14 protein-coding genes are annotated in these 20,622 nt (G+C 72.1%); 11 read left to right on the top strand and 3 right to left on the bottom strand.

The features are described from left to right. Nucleotides 1-18 precede the first annotated feature (18 nt). From ACRAS8_RS34805 to ACRAS8_RS34845, 9 genes are all read left to right on the top strand, one after another. Nucleotides 19-5,421 carry a type I polyketide synthase gene (locus ACRAS8_RS34805; protein WP_438490022.1) on the top strand — a complete coding sequence of 1,801 codons (5,403 nt, stop codon included), beginning with the start codon at nt 19-21 and terminating at the stop codon, nt 5,419-5,421. A gap of 35 nt (nt 5,422-5,456) precedes the next feature. Next, entirely contained in the window at nt 5,457-6,353 is an 897-nt protein-coding gene (locus ACRAS8_RS34810) for a 3-hydroxyacyl-CoA dehydrogenase family protein (RefSeq protein ID WP_438490023.1), read from the top strand. Then, nucleotides 6,350-6,628: an acyl carrier protein gene (locus ACRAS8_RS34815; RefSeq protein WP_438490024.1), complete on the top strand. Its 279-nt coding sequence runs from the start codon at nt 6,350-6,352 to the stop codon at nt 6,626-6,628. Before ACRAS8_RS34810 ends, ACRAS8_RS34815 begins: the two co-directional genes overlap by 4 nt. A gap of 19 nt (nt 6,629-6,647) precedes the next feature. Continuing rightward, entirely contained in the window at nt 6,648-7,793 is a 1,146-nt protein-coding gene (locus ACRAS8_RS34820) for an acyl-CoA dehydrogenase family protein (RefSeq protein ID WP_438490025.1), read from the top strand. After that, nucleotides 7,790-9,835 carry a non-ribosomal peptide synthetase gene (locus ACRAS8_RS34825; protein WP_438490026.1) on the top strand — a complete coding sequence of 682 codons (2,046 nt, stop codon included), beginning with the start codon at nt 7,790-7,792 and terminating at the stop codon, nt 9,833-9,835. Before ACRAS8_RS34820 ends, ACRAS8_RS34825 begins: the two co-directional genes overlap by 4 nt. Before the next feature lie 421 nt (nt 9,836-10,256). Continuing rightward, nucleotides 10,257-13,034 (top strand): AAA family ATPase, encoded by a 2,778-nt coding sequence (locus ACRAS8_RS34830; RefSeq protein WP_438490027.1) that lies wholly within the window; start codon nt 10,257-10,259, stop codon nt 13,032-13,034. A 32-nt stretch (nt 13,035-13,066) separates the two neighbouring features. Beyond that, nucleotides 13,067-13,843: a thioesterase II family protein gene (locus ACRAS8_RS34835; protein ID WP_438490028.1), complete on the top strand. Its 777-nt coding sequence runs from the start codon at nt 13,067-13,069 to the stop codon at nt 13,841-13,843. A gap of 32 nt (nt 13,844-13,875) precedes the next feature. Then, on the top strand, nt 13,876-15,162 hold the full coding sequence (locus ACRAS8_RS34840; protein WP_438490029.1) for an MFS transporter: 1,287 nt from the start codon (nt 13,876-13,878) through the stop codon (nt 15,160-15,162). Between the two features lie 2 nt (nt 15,163-15,164). After that, entirely contained in the window at nt 15,165-15,854 is a 690-nt protein-coding gene (locus ACRAS8_RS34845; RefSeq protein ID WP_438490030.1) for an NAD(P)H-binding protein, read from the top strand. A 66-nt stretch (nt 15,855-15,920) separates the two neighbouring features. Here the strand turns inward: ACRAS8_RS34845 and ACRAS8_RS34850 are convergent, their stop codons facing one another. Then, the gene (locus ACRAS8_RS34850; protein WP_438490031.1) at nt 15,921-16,865 is read right to left on the bottom strand and encodes a phosphotransferase enzyme family protein; all 945 of its coding nucleotides are present in this window, start codon (nt 16,863-16,865) and stop codon (nt 15,921-15,923) included. A gap of 596 nt (nt 16,866-17,461) precedes the next feature. Here ACRAS8_RS34850 and ACRAS8_RS34855 point away from each other — a divergent pair. Continuing rightward, nucleotides 17,462-18,343 (top strand): hypothetical protein, encoded by an 882-nt coding sequence (locus ACRAS8_RS34855; protein WP_438490032.1) that lies wholly within the window; start codon nt 17,462-17,464, stop codon nt 18,341-18,343. Nucleotides 18,344-18,467: 124 nt separating this feature from the next. On the opposite strand, the gene ACRAS8_RS34860 is transcribed toward ACRAS8_RS34855, so the two are convergent. Beyond that, the gene (locus ACRAS8_RS34860; RefSeq protein WP_438490033.1) at nt 18,468-18,677 is read right to left on the bottom strand and encodes a hypothetical protein; all 210 of its coding nucleotides are present in this window, start codon (nt 18,675-18,677) and stop codon (nt 18,468-18,470) included. Between the two features lie 237 nt (nt 18,678-18,914). Continuing rightward, nucleotides 18,915-19,835, bottom strand: a complete 921-nt coding sequence (locus ACRAS8_RS34865) for a trypsin-like serine peptidase (RefSeq protein WP_438490034.1) — start codon at nt 19,833-19,835, stop codon at nt 18,915-18,917. Between the two features lie 270 nt (nt 19,836-20,105). Between ACRAS8_RS34865 and ACRAS8_RS34870 the strand changes: the two genes are divergently transcribed. Continuing rightward, nucleotides 20,106-20,618 (top strand): DUF3995 domain-containing protein, encoded by a 513-nt coding sequence (locus ACRAS8_RS34870; RefSeq protein ID WP_438490035.1) that lies wholly within the window; start codon nt 20,106-20,108, stop codon nt 20,616-20,618. The last annotated feature ends 4 nt before the right edge of the window (nt 20,619-20,622 follow it).

A 20,622-nucleotide genomic window follows, 5' to 3' on the forward strand; every position in this document is an offset into this window, starting at 1 on the left:
CCCCGAAAGGCCCTTCCCATGTGCCCAGACACCCACGCGTCCGCGGAGAACCGGATGCGGCACTTCATCAAGCAACTCACCACCGAACTCCGGCAGACCACCAAGCGACTCGACGACCACGAGGCCAGGCAGCACGAACCGATCGCCATCGTCGGCGCCGGCGTCCGGGCGCCCGGCGGCGTCGGCAGCCCCGACCAGCTGTGGGAGCTGGTCTCCTCGGGTACCGACGCCATCTCCGGGTTCCCCACGGACCGGGGCTGGGACACCGAGGGCCTCTACGACCCCAGCGGCGACCGGCCCGGTACCACGTACACCCGCGAGGGCGGCTTCCTCTACGGCGCGGGCCGCTTCGACGCCGCGTTCTTCGGCATCTCACCGCGCGAGGCCCTGGGCATGGACCCGCAGCAGCGGCTGCTGCTGGAGACCACCTGGGAAGCGCTGGAGGACGCCGGGATCGTCCCCGGCACCCTCCGCGGCAGCCGCACCTCGGTCTGGGTGGGAGCCGCCACCCAGGGCTACGGCTTCGACGTCCACAGCGGCGGCGTCGGCGTCGAGGGATACGGCATCACCGGCGTCTCCACGTCGCTGCTGTCCGGCCGCCTCGCCTACACCCTCGGCCTGGAGGGCGCCGCGCTGACCATCGACACGGCCTGCTCCTCCTCCCTGGTCTCGCTGCACCTGGCCTGCCAGGCGCTGCGCCGCGGCGAGTGCGACCTGGCACTCGCCGGAGGGGCGACCGTCATGGCCGCCCCCAGCGTCTTCGTGGAGTTCAGCCGCCAGGGCGGCCTCGCCCGCGACGGCCGCTGCAAGTCCTTCTCCGCCGACGCCGACGGCACCGGCTGGTCCGAGGGCGTCGGCATGCTCGTGGTGGAGCGGCTCTCCGACGCCCGGCGCAAGGGACACCGCGTACTGGCCGTGGTACGCGGCTCCGCGGTCAACCAGGACGGCGCGTCCAACGGGCTCACCGCGCCCAACGGCCCCTCCCAACAACGGGTCATCCTCGACGCGCTGACCAGCGCCGGCATCGGGCCGGCGGACGTGGACGCGGTCGAGGCGCACGGCACCGGCACCCAGCTCGGCGACCCGATCGAGGCCCAGGCGCTGCTGGCGACGTACGGCCGCGACCGGGACCCGGAGCGGCCGCTGTGGCTGGGCTCGCTGAAGTCCAACATCGGTCACACCCAGTCGGCCGCCGGTGTCGTCGGCATCATCAAGATGGTGCAGGCCATGCGGCACGGCATCCTCCCGCCCACCCTGCACGCCGACACCCCGACCCGGGCCGTGGACTGGGGCGGCGGCGAGGTCCGTCTGCTGTCGTCCGCCCGCCCGTGGCAGGCCGAGGGCCGCCCGCGGCGCGCGGGCGTCTCCTCCTTCGGCATCAGCGGCACCAACGCGCACATCGTCCTGGAGGAGGCACCGGCCACCGAACCCGCGCCCGACACCCCCGCGTTGGACGGCCCGGTGCCACTCGTCCTCTCGGGCCGGTCCGAACAGGCCGTACGGGACCAGGCCGCCGCGCTCGCCACCCTGCTGTGGGAGCGCACCGAGATCCCGCTGCCGGACGTGGCGTGGTCGTTGGTGTCGGCGCGCTCGTCGTTCGAGGTGCGGGCCGTGGTGCCGGCGCCGGACCGCGGGGCGGCACTGGAAGCCCTGTCGGGCGTGGTGCCGGTGACGGCGGGGGAGGGGCGCACGGCTGCGGTCTTCTCCGGTCAGGGTTCGCAGCGTCCGGGGATGGGGCGTGAACTGGCCGCGCGGTTCCCGGTGTTCGCGGCGGCGCTGGACGAGGTGTGTGGGGTGGTGGACCCGCTGCTCGGCCGGTCGTTGCGTGCGGTGATGTGGGACGAGCCGGCGGAGGTGCTGGAGCGTACCGAGTACGCGCAGCCGGCGCTCTTCGCTTACCAGGTGGCGTTGTCGCGGCTGTGGGAGTCCTTCGGCGTGGCCTTTGACGCGGTGGCGGGGCACTCGGTCGGGGAGATCGCCGCGGCGGTGGTGGCCGGCGTCCTCGGTCTGGAGGACGCCGGCCGTCTGGTGGTGACCCGCGGCAGGCTGATGCAGGCGCTGCCGGCGGGCGGCGCGATGGCGGCCGTCGCCGCCACCGAGGACGAGGTCCGGGTGCTGACCGACGTCGAGCCGACGGTGGCCGTCGCCGCCGTCAACGGGCCGCGCGCCGTAGTCGTCTCCGGCGGGACGGAGGCCGTCGAGCGCATCGCCGGCCACTGGCGCGACCAGGGGCGGCGCACCACGCGGCTGCGGGTCAGCCACGCCTTCCACTCCCCGCTGATGGAGCCGATGCTCGACGAGTTCCGGTCCCTCCTGGGCGAGTTGACCTTCACCGAGCCGCGGATTCCGGTCAGCCCGGCGGCGGAGAGCGGGCACCCCTTCGCGTCGCCCGAGTACTGGCTGGATCATGCCCGGCACACGGTGCGGTTCGCCGACGCCGTGGCGGGCCTGGGCACCGCGGACGTCCTCGTGGAGGTCGGCCCCGACGCCGTGCTGACGCCGGTGCTGACGGACCGCGCCGCGGTGCCCAGCGCCCGTCGAGGCCAGGACGAGGTCCTCGCCCTGGTGACCGCGGTGGGGGCGGCCCACGCCCACGGCACCCCCGTCGACTGGTCCGCGCTCCTCACCCCCCGCCCGCCCGTACCCCTGCCCACCTACCCCTTCCAACGGCAGACCTACTGGCTCACCGGCTCCGCCCCGCGCACCGCGGCGCACCCCGCGACCGACCGCGACGGCAGCTTCTGGGACGCCGTCGCGCAGCAGGACCACGACGCGCTCACCCGGACGCTCGGCGCCCCCGCCGCCCTGCTGCCCGTCCTGCCCGAACTGGCCGACTGGCACCGGGAAAGCCGCCGCCGCGCCACCCAGGACTCCTGGCGCTACCGCGTCGCCTGGCACCCGGCCGCCGAGCCCGTCACCGCCTCCCAAGTGCCCGGCACCTGGCTGGTGGTGCTGCCCGAAGGCGGCGTTACGGAGCAGGCCGACACGGTACGCGCGCTCACCCGGGTCGTCGCCGACGTGGTGACGGTCGAGACCGGCACCGACCGGGCGCGGGCCCGCGCCGCGCTCGCTGAGGCCGCCGCCGGGGCGCCGCCGCTGTCCGGCGTCATCGCCCTGGTCGAGGAGCCCGAACCGCTGCTCGTCCTCCTCCAGGCCCTCGGCGACGCCGGAATCGGCGCCCGCCTGTGGTGCCTCACCCGCAGTGCGGTCGCCACCGCCGCCGAGGAGGAGCCTCGGACGCGGCCAGCCGCCGCCTGGGGCCTGGGCCGGGTCGCCTCCCTGGAACACCCCGACCGCTGGGGCGGCCTGATCGACCTGCCCCGCACCCTCGACGACCGCACCACCGCACTGCTGGCCGGACTGCTCACCGGCGACGGCACCGAGGACCAGGTGGCGCTGCGGGCCGGCGGGGTACTGCGGCGCCGCGTCGTCCCCGCCCCCGCGCCCACGGCCGTCCGCACCTGGAAACCCACCGGCACGGTGCTGATCACCGGCGGTACGGGCTCGCTGGGCGGCCACGTCGCCCGCTGGCTCGTCACCCGCGGCGCGACCTCCCTCGTCCTGCTCTCGCGCAGCGGCGAACGCGCCCCCGGCGCCGCCGACCTCGCCGCCGAGCTGACCGAGGCGGGCGCCCGGGTACGGATCGTGGCCGCCGACGTGGCCGCGCGCGAGGAGATGACCGCGCTGGTCCGCGGACTGGCGGCGGACGGCGAGCCGGTCCGGGCCGTCTTCCACGCCGCGGGCGTCGGACAGAACACCCCGCTCGCCGCCATGGACCTGGCGGAGTTCCGCGCCGTCGCCGCCGCCAAGACCGCCGGCGCCGACGTCCTCGACGAACTCTTCCACGACGACGCCCTGGACGCCTTCGTGCTGTTCTCCTCGGTCTCCGGAGTCTGGGGCAGCGGCCACTACGCCGCCTACGCCGCCGGCAACGCCCACCTCGACGCCCTCGCCGAACGCCGCCGCGCGCGCGGCCTCACCGCCACCGCCGTCGCCTGGGGCGTCTGGGACGGCTCCGCCATGGTGGGACCGGAGGGCGGCCACCAGCTGCGCCGGCGCGGCCTGGTGCCGATGCCCCCCGCCGACGGCATCTCAGCCCTCGAACGGGCCCTGGAGGGCGACGAAGCCACCCTGGTCGTCGCCGACGTGGACTGGGAGCCCTTCCTCGCCGGCTACACCGCCGCCCGGCCGCGCCCGCTGATCGGCGAACTGCCGCGGGTACGGGAGCTGTTGGCGGCCCGCAACGAGACCGCGCCCCCGGCCGACCACCAGGACGTACGCCGCAGGCTGGCCGCCCTGCCCGCCGCACAGCGTCACGAGGAACTCGCCGCACTCGTGCGCGGCACGGTGGCCGCCGTGCTCGGACACCCCGACGCGACCTCGGTCGGCGACCAACAGCCGTTCGTGGAGCTGGGCTTCGACTCCCTGTCGGCCGTCGAGGTCCGCAGCCGGCTGAACCTGGCCACCGGCCTGGACCTGCCCGCCATGCTGGTCTTCGACCACCCCACCGTCACGGACGTGTGCGCCTTCCTCCAACAGGCCCTCGACCAGGGCGCCGCGGCCCCGGCCGCCGCCACGGCACCGAGCGTGGACGCCGCCGAGTCCTTCGCGGCCGTCTACCGCCAGGTCGCCCTGCGCGGCCGCATGACCGAGGTCGAGGCCCTGCTCAGCGGTGCCTCGGGACTCCGCAGGCGCTTCACCGACCCCTCCCAGGCCCCCGCCGGCACCGGCTACGTACGGCTCGCCAAGGGCGACCGCGGCCCCGCGGTGGTCTGCCTGCCACCGTTCGCGCCCGTCGAGCAGTCCCTCCAGTTCGCCCGGCTGTCCACCTTCTTCCGCGACCGCCGCGACCTGTCGATGGTGACCGTGCCCGGCTTCCTGCCCGACGAGCCGCTGGCCGCCGGCATCGACGTCCTCGTCGACGTGCTCGCCGACGCCACCCTGCGCTGCGCCGACGGCCAACCCTTCGCGATGCTGGGCTACTCCTCCAGCGGCTGGCTCGCCCACGGCGTCGCCGCCCGCCTGGAGTCCGCCGGCACCCCGGCACAGGGCGTCGTCCTGCTGGACACCTACCTGCCCGACAGCATGCCGCTGTCCGTCCGGCAGGCCATGACGTACGAGGTCAACGAGCGCCGCGCACGGTTCACCACCATGAACTTCACCTCGCTCACCGCCCTCGGCAGCTACCGCAAGCTGTTCCGCGGCTGGACCCCCGAGCCGATCGCGACACCGACGCTCTTCCTCCGCCCCGAGGACTGCATTCCCGGCGACCCCGAGGCCCCGCCCATCACCGAGGACTGGCGCGCCCACTGGCCGCTGCCGCACACCGAGGCCGTCATCCCCGGCGACCACTGCACCATCGTCGCGGAGAACGCCGGAGAGGCCGCCGCCGTGGTGCACGACTGGCTCGACACCCTCTGACCCCCGCCCCTTCCACCCCACTTACGGAGAACACCATGGCACCACCCCTGCGCACCATCGGCGTGGTGGGCACCGGCTGCATCGGCGCGAGCGTCTGCGTCGACTACGTCATCCACGGCTTCCGCGTCATCGCCGTCGACACCGACCGGGCGGCACTGGACGCCACCCGCCGGCTGCTGCGCGAGACCAACCGCTTCCTGCCCGCGGTACGCCCGGGACTGGACCGGCTGCCCGCCGCCACCGCCGACGAACGCCTGGTCACCACGACCGAGTTGACGGCCCTGGCCGACTGCGAGTTCGTGGTGGAGAACATCAGCGAACGCTGGGAGGCCAAGCGCGACCTCTACCGCGCGCTGGACAAGATCCTGCCCGCCGGGACCGGCATCGGCGTCAACACCTCCAGCATCCCGGTGGGGCTGCTGGCCGCCGAGACCACCCGGCCCGAGCGCGTCGTCGGCATCCACTTCATGAACCCCTCCTACCTCAAGGACGCCGTCGAGGTGATGCGCGGCGCCGCCACCTCCGACGCCTGCCTCGCCTACGTCCAGGAGATGCTGGGCCGCCTGGGCAAACAGTCCGTGGTGGTCGGCGACTTCCCCGGCTTCGTCAGCAACCGCATCTCCCACCTCTTCTTCAACGAGGCCATCCGCACCGTCCAGGACCAGGGCGAACGCCCCGAAGTGGTCGACGACATCTTCAAGAAGTGCTTCGGGCACACCATGGGCCCGCTGGAGACCGCCGACCTCATCGGCCTGGACACGGTGCTGCTCACCCTGGAGTACCTGCACGACAGCTACCGGGACGACCGTTACCAAGCCTGCGGCCTGCTGCGGGAGATGGTCGCCTCCGGGCGCCTGGGCCGCAAGAGCGGCCGGGGCTTCTACGAACACCGCGGGACCACCGCGGCCGACACCACGAGGAACGCACGATGACCGAGCACAACGCCACGTACAACGCCACCGACATCGACCGCATCGTCCTGGAGTACCTGGCCTCCCACAGCACCGCCCCCGAACCCGCCCGCGAGGAGGACCTGTTCGAGACCGGCCGGGTCAACTCGCTCTTCGCCATCCAGCTCATGAGCTTCCTGGAGAGCCGGTTCGGCGTCGAGGTCGACGTGGACGACCTGAACCTCCGCAACTTCGCCAGCATCGCCAAGATCACCGGCTTCGTGCAGCGCAAGCAGCTCGAAGCCGACCCCGCCTGATCCGAGGGAGAGCAACACTGTGGACCGGCTGTTGACACCGGACGAGCGGGAGCACCACCGCCGGATGCTCACCCTGGTACGGGACCGCTGGGAGGACCAGGCACACACCTGGGAGAACGGCGCGCTGCTGCCCGAGGAGGTGGTGACATGGACCGCCGAACAGGGCCTGCTCGGCGCCCCGTTGCCCGCCTCCGTCGGGGGCGGCGGATGGAGCGCCATCGAGGCGGGCCTGCTGTACGAGGCCCTGGGGCGGGTCAGCATCTCACTGGCCTCGTTGGTCAATGTGCACGGGATGATGGCGCAGACCCTCGCCCGCTGGGGCACACCCTGGCAGCGCGAGAACGTCCTGCCCGCCCTCGGCGCGGGCAAGCGGGTCGCCGCGATCTGCATGACCGAGCCGCACGCGGGCAGCGACCTGAGCGACATCACCACCACCCTGGCCGAACGCGGCGACGACCTGGTGCTCAACGGCACCAAGGTGTACATCACTTTCGGCCAACGCGCCGACGACCTGCTGGTGTTCGCCCAGCGCGCCGGACGCTCCGAGGCGTGCCTGGTCAGCCGGGACGCCCCCGGCATCACCGTGACGCCCATGGGCGACATGCTGGGCCTGCGCGCGGCGGGCCTGGCGCGCATCGACTTCGAGGACTGCGTGATCGCCCCGGAGGCGCTGGTCGGCAAACCGGACTTCGCGGTACCGGTGCTGGTCCCCACCGCGCTGGAACACGGCCGGCACGCCGTGGCGTGGATGGCGCTCGGCATGCTGGAGGCGTGCTTCGAGGAATGCGCCCGGTTCGTGCGCACCCGCAGGACCTTCGGCAGCCCGCTGCTGGAACACGGCCAGATACAGACGCTCGTGACCCGGATGGGCGCCGACCTGGAGGCCGCCCGCCACCTGTGCGTCGCCGCCTCACGTGCGATGCGGGACAAGGCACCGGAGACGATGCGGTCGGTGCTGCTCGCCAAGTACTTCGTGTGCCGGGTGGCCCAGGAGCACACCGCCTCCGCGGTACAGCTGCTGGCCTCCTCCGGCGTCTCGGAGCGGTCGGTCACCGCCCGCGCCTACCGGGACAGCAAGGTACTGAACATCATCGAGGGCACCGAGCAGATCCTGGAGCGGACCCTGGCACCGATGCTCGCCGGCGCGACGGGGGCCGCCCGGTGACCGCGGCACCACGGACGGGCGCACCGGACGCGCACGGCGACCGGGACCGGCTGGCCGCGGCCCTCCTGGCGCTGCACCACGTCGTCCACGACGCCGAACCCCGCGTCCGGGTGGTCCCGGCCGCGGGCGCGCCCCGCATCCTCGCGCTCCCCGTCGACCCGACGGTGTCCTTCAAGGACTTCGCGGACCGGGTCGAGGCCGCGCTGTACGCCGCGCAGCCCGCCGGCGAGGCGGCGGGGGACGCACCGGACCTCCTGGTCACCTGCGTCCCCGGCACCGCCCGGGACGGCTTCCGGCGGGTGCTCGACCTCAGCGGCACCGAGCCGTCGGTCGGCCACGACGGCGCCCCCGACGGCCCGTTGGAGGCCGCCGCGCTGGCGGAGGTCTACCGCACGGTGCTCGCCCAGGCCGTCGCCGACCCCGCCCTCCCGGTCGGCAGCCATGAACTGCTGCGCCCGGAGGACCGGCACCGGGTGCTGCGGGAATTCAACGCCACCGACCGGGACTTCCCCACGGACGCGACGCTGCACGGCATCTTCCAAGCGCAGGCCGCCCGGACCCCCGACGCGGTGGCGGTCAGCACCGACACGGCCGCGCTGACCTACCGCGAGCTCGACGAGCGCACCGAACGGCTCGCCGGCTTCCTGGTCGCGCAGGGCATCGGCCCCGGTGACGTCGTCGGCGTGCTCAGCGACCGGTGCCTGGAACTGCCGGTCGCCGTGCTGGGCGTGCTCAAGGCCGGTGCCGCCTACCTGCCCCTGGACCCGACGGTCCCGACGCTGCGCCTGCTCGACCTCGTCGAACGAGCCGGCGCGGCCCGGGTGCTGGCCCAGCCCGGTGTGCCGGTACCGGACGGCCTGGCCGCCCCGGTGACGCGCCTGGACGCCCCCGAGCCGTACGCCGAGCACCCCGGGGCACCGCTGCGGCGCGGCGGTCCGACGGACCTGGCCTACGTCATCTACACCTCGGGCTCGACCGGCCGGCCCAAGGCGGTCATGGTCGAACACCGCTCGGTGATCAACCGGCTGACATGGATGCAGCGGCAGTACCCGCTGACGGCGGGGGACACCCTGCTGCAGAAGACGCCGTTCGTGTTCGACGTCTCGGTGTGGGAACTCTTCTGGTGGTTCTTCGCCGGCGCCCGGATGCACCTGCTCGCCCCCGGGATGGAACGCTTCCCGCTCGCCACCGCCGCCACCGTGCGGGCCCAGGGGGTCAGCGTGCTGCACTTCGTCCCGTCGATGCTGGGCATGTTCGTCGACCATGTGCGGGGCAAGGGGGGCGGGGTGGTGGGCGACCGGTTGCGCTGGGTCTTCGCCAGCGGCGAGAGCCTGTCGCCGGCCGCGGTCACCTCGTTCAACGAGGTCTTCGAGGACCGCGGCACCCGGCTGGTGAACCTCTACGGGCCGACCGAGGCCACCGTCGACGTGACCGCGCACGACTGCCCGCCCGGCCCGTGCGAGGGCACCGTGCCGATCGGACGCCCGGTGGACAACACCCGGGCGTACGTCGTCCGTTACGGCCGCCCGGCACCGGTGGGGGTGTGGGGCACGCTGTTCCTGGCGGGCGCCCAGGTCGCCCGCGGGTACCTGGGCGACCCGGAGCTGACCGCCCGGCGCTTCGTGCCGGAACTCGACGGCGGACCGGGGCTGATGTACGACACCGGGGACATCTGCCGGTGGCTGCCCTCCGGCGAGCTGCAGTTCCTGGGGCGCGCGGACGACCAGGTGAAGATCCGGGGCATCCGCATCGACCTCGGTGAGATCGAGGGCGTGCTGCTGGAGTTCCCGGGCATCACCGAGTGCGCCGTCGTGGTGGACCGCCCCGCCCCGACCGTCGCGGTGCTCCGGGCCGCGGTGGCCGGGCCGGACGGACTGTCTCCCCAGGAGGTACGCGACCACGCGGCTGCCCGGCTGCCGCAGTACATGCTGCCCACGGTCCATCACCACTTCGACCGACTGCCCCGCACCGGCAGCGGAAAGCTGGACCGCCGTACGCTCCAGGACCCGGCCTGGGCGGACCGGCACGGCAGACGGTGGTAGCACGGCACATGGTGGGGGATGCCCTCGGCGCGTACGTCGAGGGCATCCCCCACCTCCGTTTCACCGAGGGCCGGCGTCTCCTGCGGAGGGCGCTCTTGCAAAGCGCTCCCGTGTCACCGGGGCATGGCGCGACCGGTGACGGTAGCGATGACTGTAGGGATGACTGTAGGAGCGACTGGTATCAGTCATGACCGCCCGGTCAATCTTGAGCGAATCGGGCGGGCTGTGATCGGATGCCGTAATGCGTTGCTCGGTCCCGAGCGGAAGTCGCCCGAGCACGGTTGTTGCACATGCACACCCCGCGACCCTCGCGGATCGAAGAGTCGGGTTCTGATGACAGCGTGGTCCTCCGGATGCGACTTCCCCACGGAGAACGCCCGAGCCGTACGGGAACTGGGCGATGCCCATCGCAGGAGGCGGAATGTACTTAGTCGAGCGGGACGCGCCGTTGAGCGAGCTTGCTGACCGCATCGGGCCGAGCACGGCAGGGCGAGGAGAGTTCTTCGCCGTCAGCGCGCCGGTCGGCTGCGGCAAGTCCGCCCTGCTCGAAGCGGCTTCGGAGCGTGCCCGGACACAGGGCTGGCGGGTCCTGACCGTCGGCGGCCCCGACCCCGAAGGGCCGGCCGTGGTCGACGTGGTGGGATCGGTGCGCGACGTACTGCGCAACGCCACGGCCACCGAGCCGCCGACCGCCCCCACCGCGCTCGCCCGGCACCTCATCGCCCTCGCCCCGGCCGAGCCGCTGCTGCTGGTCGTGGACAACGCCCACCTCGCGGACCCGGACTCCACGACATTCCTGCGGGAACTGGCCCGACACCTCGACTCCGCGCCGCTGCACGTGCTGGTCTCCGACTTCCGACGCTCCGCCGGCGCCCACAACTCCCGGCACACCGTCCCCCTCTTCCCCCCTTCCCGCCGGCGCTCGTTCACCCTCGGACCGCTGACCCGCCCGGGCGTGGTCGCACTGGTCCGCAGCCGGCTCGACCGCGACCCCGCGGTCGCTCTGGTCGACGAACTGATGGCCGTGACGGGCGGGAACCCGCTGCTCCTCCAGGCCCTGCTGGACGACGTCGTGGCCGCGGGAGCAGAGGACCGGGACGAACCGGTCTACGGTTGCTCCTTCGCGCAGACCGTCCTGACCCGCCTGCGCCCTTCGAACTGCCCGGCCACCGCCGACATCGCGGAGGCGGCGGCCGTCCTGGGCCCGTCCTGCACCCAGGACCGACTGGCTCGCGTCGTGGAACTGGCGCCCCGTGAACTGCACCACGTACTGGACGGGTTGACCGCCGGCGGCGTGCTGTCCCCGGGGCGGGTGCTGCACCCCCGCGTCCGTGACGTGCTGACCGGTGCCATGGACCACGAGGCGACGCGCCGGCTGCGGCTGCGCGCCGCGGAGGTGCTCTACGAGGACGGCGCACCGGCCGAGCACATCGCACAGCACCTGCTCGCGGCCCAGGCCGCACCGCAGCCCTGGGCGGTGGGCATCCTGTGCGAGGCCGCGGACCAGGCGGCCCGGCGCTACGACTACCAGCACGCCATCGCCCTGCTCAAACTCGCCTCCGACGGCTGCACCGACGACCGCACCCGCGTCGAAGTCCACGCCAAACTGCTGGACATCACCTGGTGGGTGGACCCGACCCTGGTCTCCCGGCGCCTGAACTCCCTGGTGACCAGCGCCCGCGAGGGCTGCCTGTCCGGGCGCTGGCTCTCCCGGCTGTCCCGGCGCCTGGCCTGGCAGGGCCGCGCCGACGAGGCCGACGAGGTGTTCGCGATGGCCAGGGCCGGCCACCCGAGCGATCCCGAGACCCGTATCGAACTCGCCATCACCGACTTCTGGATCCGCCATGCGTTCCCCGGCACGCCGCACGCCGCGGCGAGCGACGGAGGCGAGCTCAACCCGGAGATGGTCATCGGCGGATTCCCGTGGCTGCGCAGCGCGAGCGAACTGCCCGGACTGCTCACCGGTGGCGGGCAGGAGCCCGTGGCGCGCCGTGCCGAAGAGATCCTCCAACGCGCCCGGCCCGACCACGCCGACCTCGAAGCGGCGCAGGTCGCCCTGTTCTCCCTGCTGGCCGCGGAACGACTGGACGCCGACGGACTCTGGTCCATCCAGGCCGCGGTGGAGTCCGGGGGCACACCGGTGCCCGCGTTGTGGACCGCGATGCTGTCGGTGGCGAAGGGCGTCGTCGACCTGTGGCGGGGCGACCCGGCCGGCACGGTGCGCTCGGTGGAATCCGCGCTGGAACTGCTGGACGCCCCGAAGTGGGGCATCCTGCTCGGACTCCCGCGCGGCCTCCACCTCCTGGCCATGACCGAACAGGGCCGGCACCAGGAGGTCGAGAAGGAACTGTCCCGGCCCATGCCGGCGTTCTTCGCGCGCAGCCCCTACGGGCTGGTCCTCCTGCGCGCCAGGGGCCGGCACCACCTGGCCACCGGTGGCCTGCGGGCCGCCCTCGACGACTTCCGCAGCTGCGGGGACATCCTGCGGTCCTGGAAGACCGAACTGCCGGGCCTGGTGCCGTGGCGCCTGGACCTTGCCGAGACCCTGCTGCGCCTCGGGGAACGCGAGGAGGCACGGGTCCGGATCGACGAACACCTCGACCTCTTCCCGGCCCCGCACGCCCGCAGCCGCGGCATCGCGCTCCGGCTGCGCGCCATGGCCTCCCCGAAGGGACGGCGCGCGGCGGGGCTGCGGGAGTCGGCGATGGTGCTCGAACGGTGCGGCGACCCGCTCGAACTGGCCCGCACACTCGGCGTGCTGACGCAGACCTACCAGCTCACCGGCGACCTGGCCTACGGCCGCAGAACGCTGCGCAGGGCGGAGCGACTCGCCCGGGAATGCGGTGGCGTCCGCGCCCTGGAGGAGATCCGGGCCCTCACCACACGGCACACCCCGGCCCCCTCGCCCGACCCCGCCATCTGCCCGCCGGCCCCCGCACAGCCGTCCTCTGCCCGCACCACCGCGGCGCAGGACAAGAGCGCCGCCGCCCAGGCCCCCTGGGCCGCCGCCGGGGGACCGGCGCTCACCCTCGCCGAGGGAAAGGTCGCCAGGCTGGCGGCCGAGGGATACACCAACCGGGAGATCGCCGACGCGCTGTACGTCACCGCGAGCACCGTCGAACAACACCTGACCCGCATCTACCGCAAGCTCAAGATCCGCCGCCGCTCCGAACTGGGAGCACGGGTGAACGTCCTGTGACCGGCGCCGCGGCAGGCAACGAAAGGAAACCGGTGACGCCACCCAGCGCGCCCGCACCCGACACCTGGCTCGTGCGCTACGGGGCATGCCCCGAGCCGGAGTTCCGCATGGTGTGCTTCCCGCACGCCGGCGGCTCCGCCGCGTACTACCCGTGGCTGCGCGCCGCGGTGCCCCCGCAGGGAGAGCTGCTGTGCGTGCAGTACCCGGGGCGGCAGGAACGCCACCGCGAGCCGCCCGTCGAGGAGTTCACCGCGATGATCAGCGCGGTCACGGACGTGCTGCGCGCCCGTCCGCCCCTCCCGCTGGTGCTCTTCGGGCACAGCCTCGGCTCCCTGATCGCGTACGAGACCGCCCTGGCGCTGCGGGACGGCGCCGGGCCGCTGCGCGGACTGATCGTCTCGGGCCGTCGCGCCCCCTCGGTCCGCCCGCCCCGCGGCGGTCGCCGGCTGAGCACCGCGGAGATCATCGAGGAGATGCGCGCCCTGGGCGGCACCGACCCCGCCCTGCTGCGCGACCCGGACCTGCTGGAACTCGTCCTGCCCGCGCTGCGCGCCGACTCCCGGCTGGCCGAGTCCTACGTGCCCCGACCGGGCACGGCGGTCCCCTGCCCGCTGACCGTGCTGACCGGGACCACCGACCCGCGCGTCTCGTCCGCCGACGCCGCGGCCTGGCGTGCGCACACCACCGCTCCCTGCACCGTGCACGAGGTCACCGGCGGCCACTTCTTCTTCGAGCAGCAGCGCCCGCACGTCCTGGCCCTGATCAGGGACGCACTGGGCGGCATGATGCACCACGCGACCCGCGCCTGACGGCTGAACGCACCACACGAGGAGAGTCAGCAATGTCCAGTTCGTTACGCGCGCTGTCCGCAATCCCACGGCTGAAGACGCTGCTCCCGCTGTCGCTCCTCGGCCGCATCCACCTGAGCGGCCTGCCGGTCGCGCTGTCCTTCCTCATCGCCGGCTGGACGGGCGGCTACACCACCGTCGGCCTGGTGACCGGCGCCATGGCCATCGGCCAGGCGGTGGCCGGCCCGATCCGGGGACGGGTCGCCGACCGCAGCTCGGCCAGCACACTGCTCTTCGTCACCGGCGGCGGGTACACCGTGGGGCTCCTCGCCCTGCTCCTCGCGGCGGTGCTGCTCCCCGCCGGCGCCTGGCCCGTGGCCGTGGCGATCTCCTTCTTCACCGGACTCACCCTGCCCCCGATCTCCCAGATATCCCGGGCCCTGTGGCCCCGACTGGCCAAGGGAGAGGTCCGCGAGTCGCTGTTCACGCTGGAGGCCACCGGCTACGAGATCGTGGCAATGGCCGGCCCCCTGCTGGCGGCCGGCGTGGTCACCCTCTCCGGGGGCACGGCGGCCGTGGTGGTCTGCGCGGCGCTCGCCGCCGGCGGCTCACTGCTCTTCGGGCTGGTACTGCGCGCGGCCGGACTGGACCGCACCGAACTCCCCGCCACCACCGGCTCCGAACCCGGCACCCACGGCAAGCAGCGCTCCCTCCTGCGCGACCAGGTCTTCGTACGCGCCATCCTCGTCCCGTTCTTCCTGATGGCCGCGCTGTTCTCGGTGGACCTCTCGGTGGTGGCCTGGGGCCGCGACCGCGGGACACCGGGCATCGCCGGCGTGCTGATCGCGCTCTTCAGCCTGGGCTCCGCACTCGGCGGACTGCTCGCCGTCGGCCGCGGCGGGAAGCGCAGCAGCGCCCTGGGCATCGGCGGCCTCGCGGCCGGCACCGGCGTCCTCGCCCTCCTGCTCCCTCCGGCGAGCGGCGCAACTCCCGTATGGCTGCTGGCTCTCGTGATGGTGGTCACCGGATCTGTGGTCTCGCCGAGCCTGGGCGCGAGCAACTCCCGGATCGGCGACCTGACACCGGAACACCGCCGCGCGGAGGCGTTCGGCTGGCTGGCCACCGCGACGACCGCCGGCGCCGCCGCCATGCTGCCGCTGAGCGGCCGCCTGCTGGACCTCGCCGGCCCCGCCGCCTCCCTCGGCTCCGGTTCGGTGGCCGCCGTGCTGTCCGCCGCGTTGGCCCTCACCCTGCCCAAGCGGACCGAGGAGCCCGAGGAGCACGAGGCGTCCGACGAACCCGGGGCGGGCCTCGCCGGCCCCGCCGGAGAGGCGGGCTGACGATGCGCGTGGTCGTCCTGGGCATCACCACGGGTCTCGGCGCCCGACTGGCACAGGCGTTGCCGGCGTACGGGTGCACTCCGGTCGGACTGATCCGCAAGGCAGCGCAGCGGGAGCCGCTGCGGGCGGCGGGCGTCGAGCCGGTCCTGCTGGACACCGGCGGTGACCCGGTGCGCGACGGGCTGTCACGGGCCCTCGCCGGCGCCGGTGCCGTCGTCCTGGCCGCCGGCACCGGTACCGGCCCCGGTTCGCTGGGCGCCGCCACCGCCACGGCCTCCCCGGCCGAGCTGCTCTCCGGGGCCGCGGAACGGGCCGGTGTGCGCCGGTACGTGATGGTGAGCGCACTGCTGCCCGACGAGGCGGTCCGGGCCGAACTGGGCGACCGGCTCCCGGCCTACCTGCGGGAGAAGGCAAAGGCCGAACACGCCCTGCGCGAAAGAGACCTGGACTGGTGCGTGCTCCGCCCCGGAAGCCTCGACGACACCCCCGCGACCGGCCGCATCCGGGTGCGAACCGGAGCGGACCCCCGCCCCGACGGACGAATCGCCCGGACCGACCTGGCCACGACCGTCTGCAACATACTGACCGGCCCCGTACCGGTGCGTGGGACACTGGCCGTCTCCGCCGGGGACGTACCCATTCGCGACGCCGTTGCGGCACTGCGACACGGGCGAGCACTGCAACACGGGTGAAGAGCCGCAGACAGTGAAAATCACCGGGCGCGGTGGGTGGCCGGCGCCCGGCGACTACGGTGCAACTCAGATCAGGTAGTGGTCGGCCGGCAATGCGTCGGCGGCCGCGATGTTCTCTCGCGCCCGCTCTATCAGCGTGCTGTTCGTGTGCTCGCCGACCTGCCCGAGATCGACTTCGAAGTGCCGTCGGCGGGCGTAGATCCACCCTTCGATGGCGGCCCGCAGTTTCAACATGGTCGGCAGCTGCGCATATTCTTCGACGCCGGCCGGTGACGTCTCCAGATAGCCGCTCAGAAACGGCGTCGGATCGATTTCCGGCTCCGCGAAACTCAAAGTGGTCGCGACGTCCAACATGTGCGGCCCGTGCATGACTTCGCCCCAGTCGAGCAGCCCGACCTTGGCGCCGTCGAAGCGGAACTCGGTCAGCCGGGGATCGCAGTGGATGATGCCGTCCGACAGCTTTTCGGGCAGCGCGGCGAAGCCCTCGCGAATGGCCTGCTGGATCCATTCCAGGTCCGCGAGGAACGGCTGCGGTTCGAGCAGCCACTCCATCCGCGACCAGACCATCGTCTCCGGCAGCGGAGGCACCGCGCGCAGGCTCTCATGGATACGGCCCAACGTGCGTCCCACCATGGCCAGTTCGGCCGGCTCGTCGGTGTCGGTCGGCCGGCCGTCCAGGTACTCCAACAGCCCCCAGCACCAGTCTCCCTGCTCCGCGACGACCTCGCCGGCAAGGGTGCGGCGCGGCGCCGCGGAGGGTACGCCCGCCCGTTCCGCCATCTCCGCCGCCCGGAGACCGGAGGCGAACTTGACGCCGTATCCCTTCGGTACGGCTTTCAGCACCGCACGGTCGCCGTCGCGTGCCAACAACCAGGTGTGCGAGTTGTAGCCGATTTTCCAGGTGTCCGCCGGCCATGGCACCACCGTGAAGTCCGCGGCGTCCCACAGGTGCAGAGGAAGATCACCCACCGCGGGTGCCGCGGGCAGCGGATCAAAAACAGGCATGTCCATCCGTTCTCATCGGTCCTGCCGCATCGGTCTCGCCGAGCTGCTCGCCGGGCGACCCGGTGCTCACTCATGAGGTTCCGCGGACTGTACATCCCGCTCGCCGCATGCCACGCCGGCCGGCCCACCGTTCCGCAACTGCTTAAGCAACATTTGGGCAACACCGCCGTTCCCCATGTAGGGGGCGCCGCATTGAGGGGGGTGTTAGGGGGGAGAGTGGGGTGTTGCCGCACGTTTCCTTTCTGTTCAACTCATGGAGAATTCCCCGTCACAGCAAATCTGTTCGCGCTGAACTACTGAACTACTGAACTGCTGAACGTGGCCCCCCTCGCTCCGCGGCGAGGGCCGTCGCACCGTGCTACGGCCTGTTCGGTCCGTTCGCGAGGACCAGGCAGCCTCAGCGGGAAGGGTATAAGGGCATCCACGCCAATCCGCCGGGCTTTTCGTTGTGACAGGAGAGAACGGTGTGGCGCGCCGTGTGCAGGCACCGGCAGTACACCAGCGAATGGGCCTATCCGCAGGCGGAACATGCCGAGTTGGCGCGTGGCCGGATCATGCGTGCCCCCTTTCCGGGTGTGGGGGTCGGTGGAAGGGTCGCCTGCATGACTCAGCAGAAAAACACCCAGGTCGGCCCTCCCTTCTACATCTCGAAGGACGAGGAGAGGCAGCTGCGCCTCGCTGCCGAGAAGATCTCTCCCTCGCTGGTCATCACCCAGGCGTCGTCGTTCGACGAATACGCGCGTCAGCTCATGGTGCCGCCCGCGGTCATGGATCTGGCACGCAAGGCGGCAGACATCCGGTTCTCGGCCTGGGAGATCGAGGGCATCCGCCAACTCCTGGCCCCGGCCGCGCCCGGGGCCCGCGAGCCGCTGCTGCGGCAGATCCTGATCAACAAGTCGGATCCGAAGCAAGGCGGCGACGACAGTCACCCGCCGTACATCCGCGTGGCCTGCACCGGCAAGGGCGACTACGACGACCTCGCCGCGGAGCACGGGTACGAGGTGACCCACGAGGGCGACTACGGATCACCGGTGGTGCTGGAGATCTGGCCGGCGCAGCACTACTCGCCGATGCATTCGCACGGCGAGACCACCGGCATCGTCTACTGCCTCGCCGGGCAGATCGACGTGATGTCCTACGCCACCCTGGACTGGGACGCGCAAAAACGCGGCCTGGTCACGCTCACACCGGGTCAGTGCGCCTGGCTGACCAAGGACAACTACGCGGTGCACAAGGTGTTCTGTCCCCTGGACGGCGGCCCCAACCCCACCAAACTCCTCAACGACACCGGCGACTTCGGGGCCAGCTTCCACGTCTACCTCAACCAGGACGAGCTGAGCGTGGCACTCGACGACTCCCACTCGCGGGATGCCTTCGACTACATCGACGAAGTCACGCACGAGAAGAAGCAGTTCCAGACGTACTCGGACCTCTCCTGGCGCGTCCTGAGGAGCGTGCTGGCGAAGAACGCGCGGGACTGGTAACTCGCGGGGCAGCCACGGCACCTCGTCGAGGTCATGCACGCAGTGCAAGGGAAAGGCGCCAGCCCGTTTGGGCTGGCGCCGCGCCATGTCGGCGGGAGGATCCGTCGACAGCGATCGCCGTATGTCAGCCGCCGATCGGGCCCAGGGGGATGTCCGAGACAGTCACGCTGATGGACTTCACGGAACCGCCGGTGAGGACGGGCACGCCGTTGGGGCCGGGGGCGAACTTGGCGGTGAGACCGTCCAGGGTGCCGCTGACGGAGAGGCCGCCGGCGACGTTGTCCAGGTCGTCGTCGGCGATCTCGCGGGTCTCGATGCCGGAGGTGTTGCTCATGGTGACGGGCGTCCTTTTTCTCCGATGGGTCGCCATGCATGGCACACGGCGAGCGGGGACCCTTGAACGGCTCCCGCATGCGCCAGACTGCACGCTCTGGTGTGGTGCGAAGAGCGAAACGTCACACCCTTCACGCACTGCACACGCCATGCTTGGAAGCGGAAGGCCCACTTCACGCAGGACAGTGGCCTGGCCGTCGTCATCATGGTGGTGCCGGTGCAGTCTGCCGCCGTCGCCTCAAGACTGCGGTGTATGGGAAGGGGCGCCGACCGTGTGGCTCTCCTCGCTGACGGCCTTGTCGTAGAGGGACTTGATGGCGTCGTTGAAATAGGGGCTGTAGGAGGTGTCGTCGGTGTCACCGCCGGCCTGGTAGCCGCCGATGACACCGATGACCTCGCCGGTGCGAGTGGCGCGGTTGAAGTGGGTCAGCCAGGGGCTGCCGCTGGTTCCGCCGCTGTAGCCGGTGCAGTCCACCTTCATCTGGCCCGTTTGGAACTTCGTGGACTTGTTGACGCACGAGATGGGGTCCTGGCCGCTGGCCGGATAGCCGGTGATCCGCACGCTGTTGCCGTATCCGACGTCGTAGCCGAAGCTGTTGGCGCCCAGAACATCGGCGATCCGCTTGCCGTCGAGTTTGCCGACGATGACGAACCCCACGTCGTATCCGGGGTCGGAGGACTGCGCCCAATGGTCGTCCACCACCATCTTCGTGATCGGCCAGGTGCCGTTGGGCGTCTGCCCGTCACGGTAGCCCGGGACGAAAGCCAGGTCCGTCTGGTAGCCGCCACCCTTGCCGGTGTGAATGCAGTGCGCAGCGGTGATCACCACGGACTTGCCGGGACTGTCCACGACGCTCCCGGTGCAGAAGTGGTCGCCGCTGCCACCGTGGCTGAACAGCGCGCCCACGCGGGCGTTGGACGTGGTGGGCGGCGGGGTGTGCGAGACCCCCGGTTGGTGGCGGAACGGCCGCGCACTCCGCATCCGCTGCGCGGACCAGATCTGCGCGGGCCCGGTGGCACTGGCGAGCGGGGAGGACGAGGGCGATGCGGAGACCGGAGTGCTCCTGGCCGGTACGCTGTCGGTGGCACAACCCGACACGGCAGCCGGCCCGGCGAGCAGGGCAACTGTCACAGCTGTCACGGCAAACCTGTGGCGCATGGTGGGATGCTAGGCGCATACCGCCCGGTTCAGGGGCGCTTGGCCACTACGACTGGTGTTCCCCGGAGGGCGTGCGGATACGTCCGCAACGCAATCCGCGGAAGGTAGATCATCCGTGCGGACGAGGCATATCGTCACGCGCCGAACCATGATCGAGGCATGTCACTCATGTGTTCCTTGGACGACGACGCCACGCGTCCCGTCCCGCCCCGGGCAGCCCGCCTCCACCTGAGCAGATGGCCTGGATACGCCGCCGCGGCATGGGGGATCTTGTTCGCGGTACCCAGCTTCGTCTGGGCAACGGGCAATACCTTCGGTGCGCAGTCAACCGTGTCGCCGTCATTGGTGAAGCTCGCTCGCGACGGAGTGCCCTGGTTCTTGACAGTCCTGGTGGTAACCGGCTTTCTGAAGCTCTTCGGGGCCCTGGTCGGCATCGGCCTGACGCGCCCGCGGGGCTTGTGGACCAGTCGACTCATGGTGTTCTGCGGCGGCGCCGCGGCGACCCTGCTCACGTGGCATGGCGGCCTGTTCGTCGTCCACGGGGTGCTGGTCGAGACTGGGGCCGCCTCCGTCGAACCGGATCTGGCTGCGCTGACTGGTTGGTACCTCTATCTGTGGGGCCCGTGGTTCATCGTGGGTGGTCTGGCCTTCGCCGGCGCCACCGCGCTGTATGTCCGCCACCGCGACGACGACAGGCGTCGCAAGCTGCTTCTCTACTGCGCTGTGGGCACGCTGGGCGCCCTGCTCCTGTCCGTGGCCTCGACGGTCACCGGGATCGGTTGAGAGC

It is taken from the genome of Streptomyces sp. S186 (assembly GCF_051603415.1).
Taxonomy (GTDB): domain Bacteria; phylum Actinomycetota; class Actinomycetes; order Streptomycetales; family Streptomycetaceae; genus Streptomyces.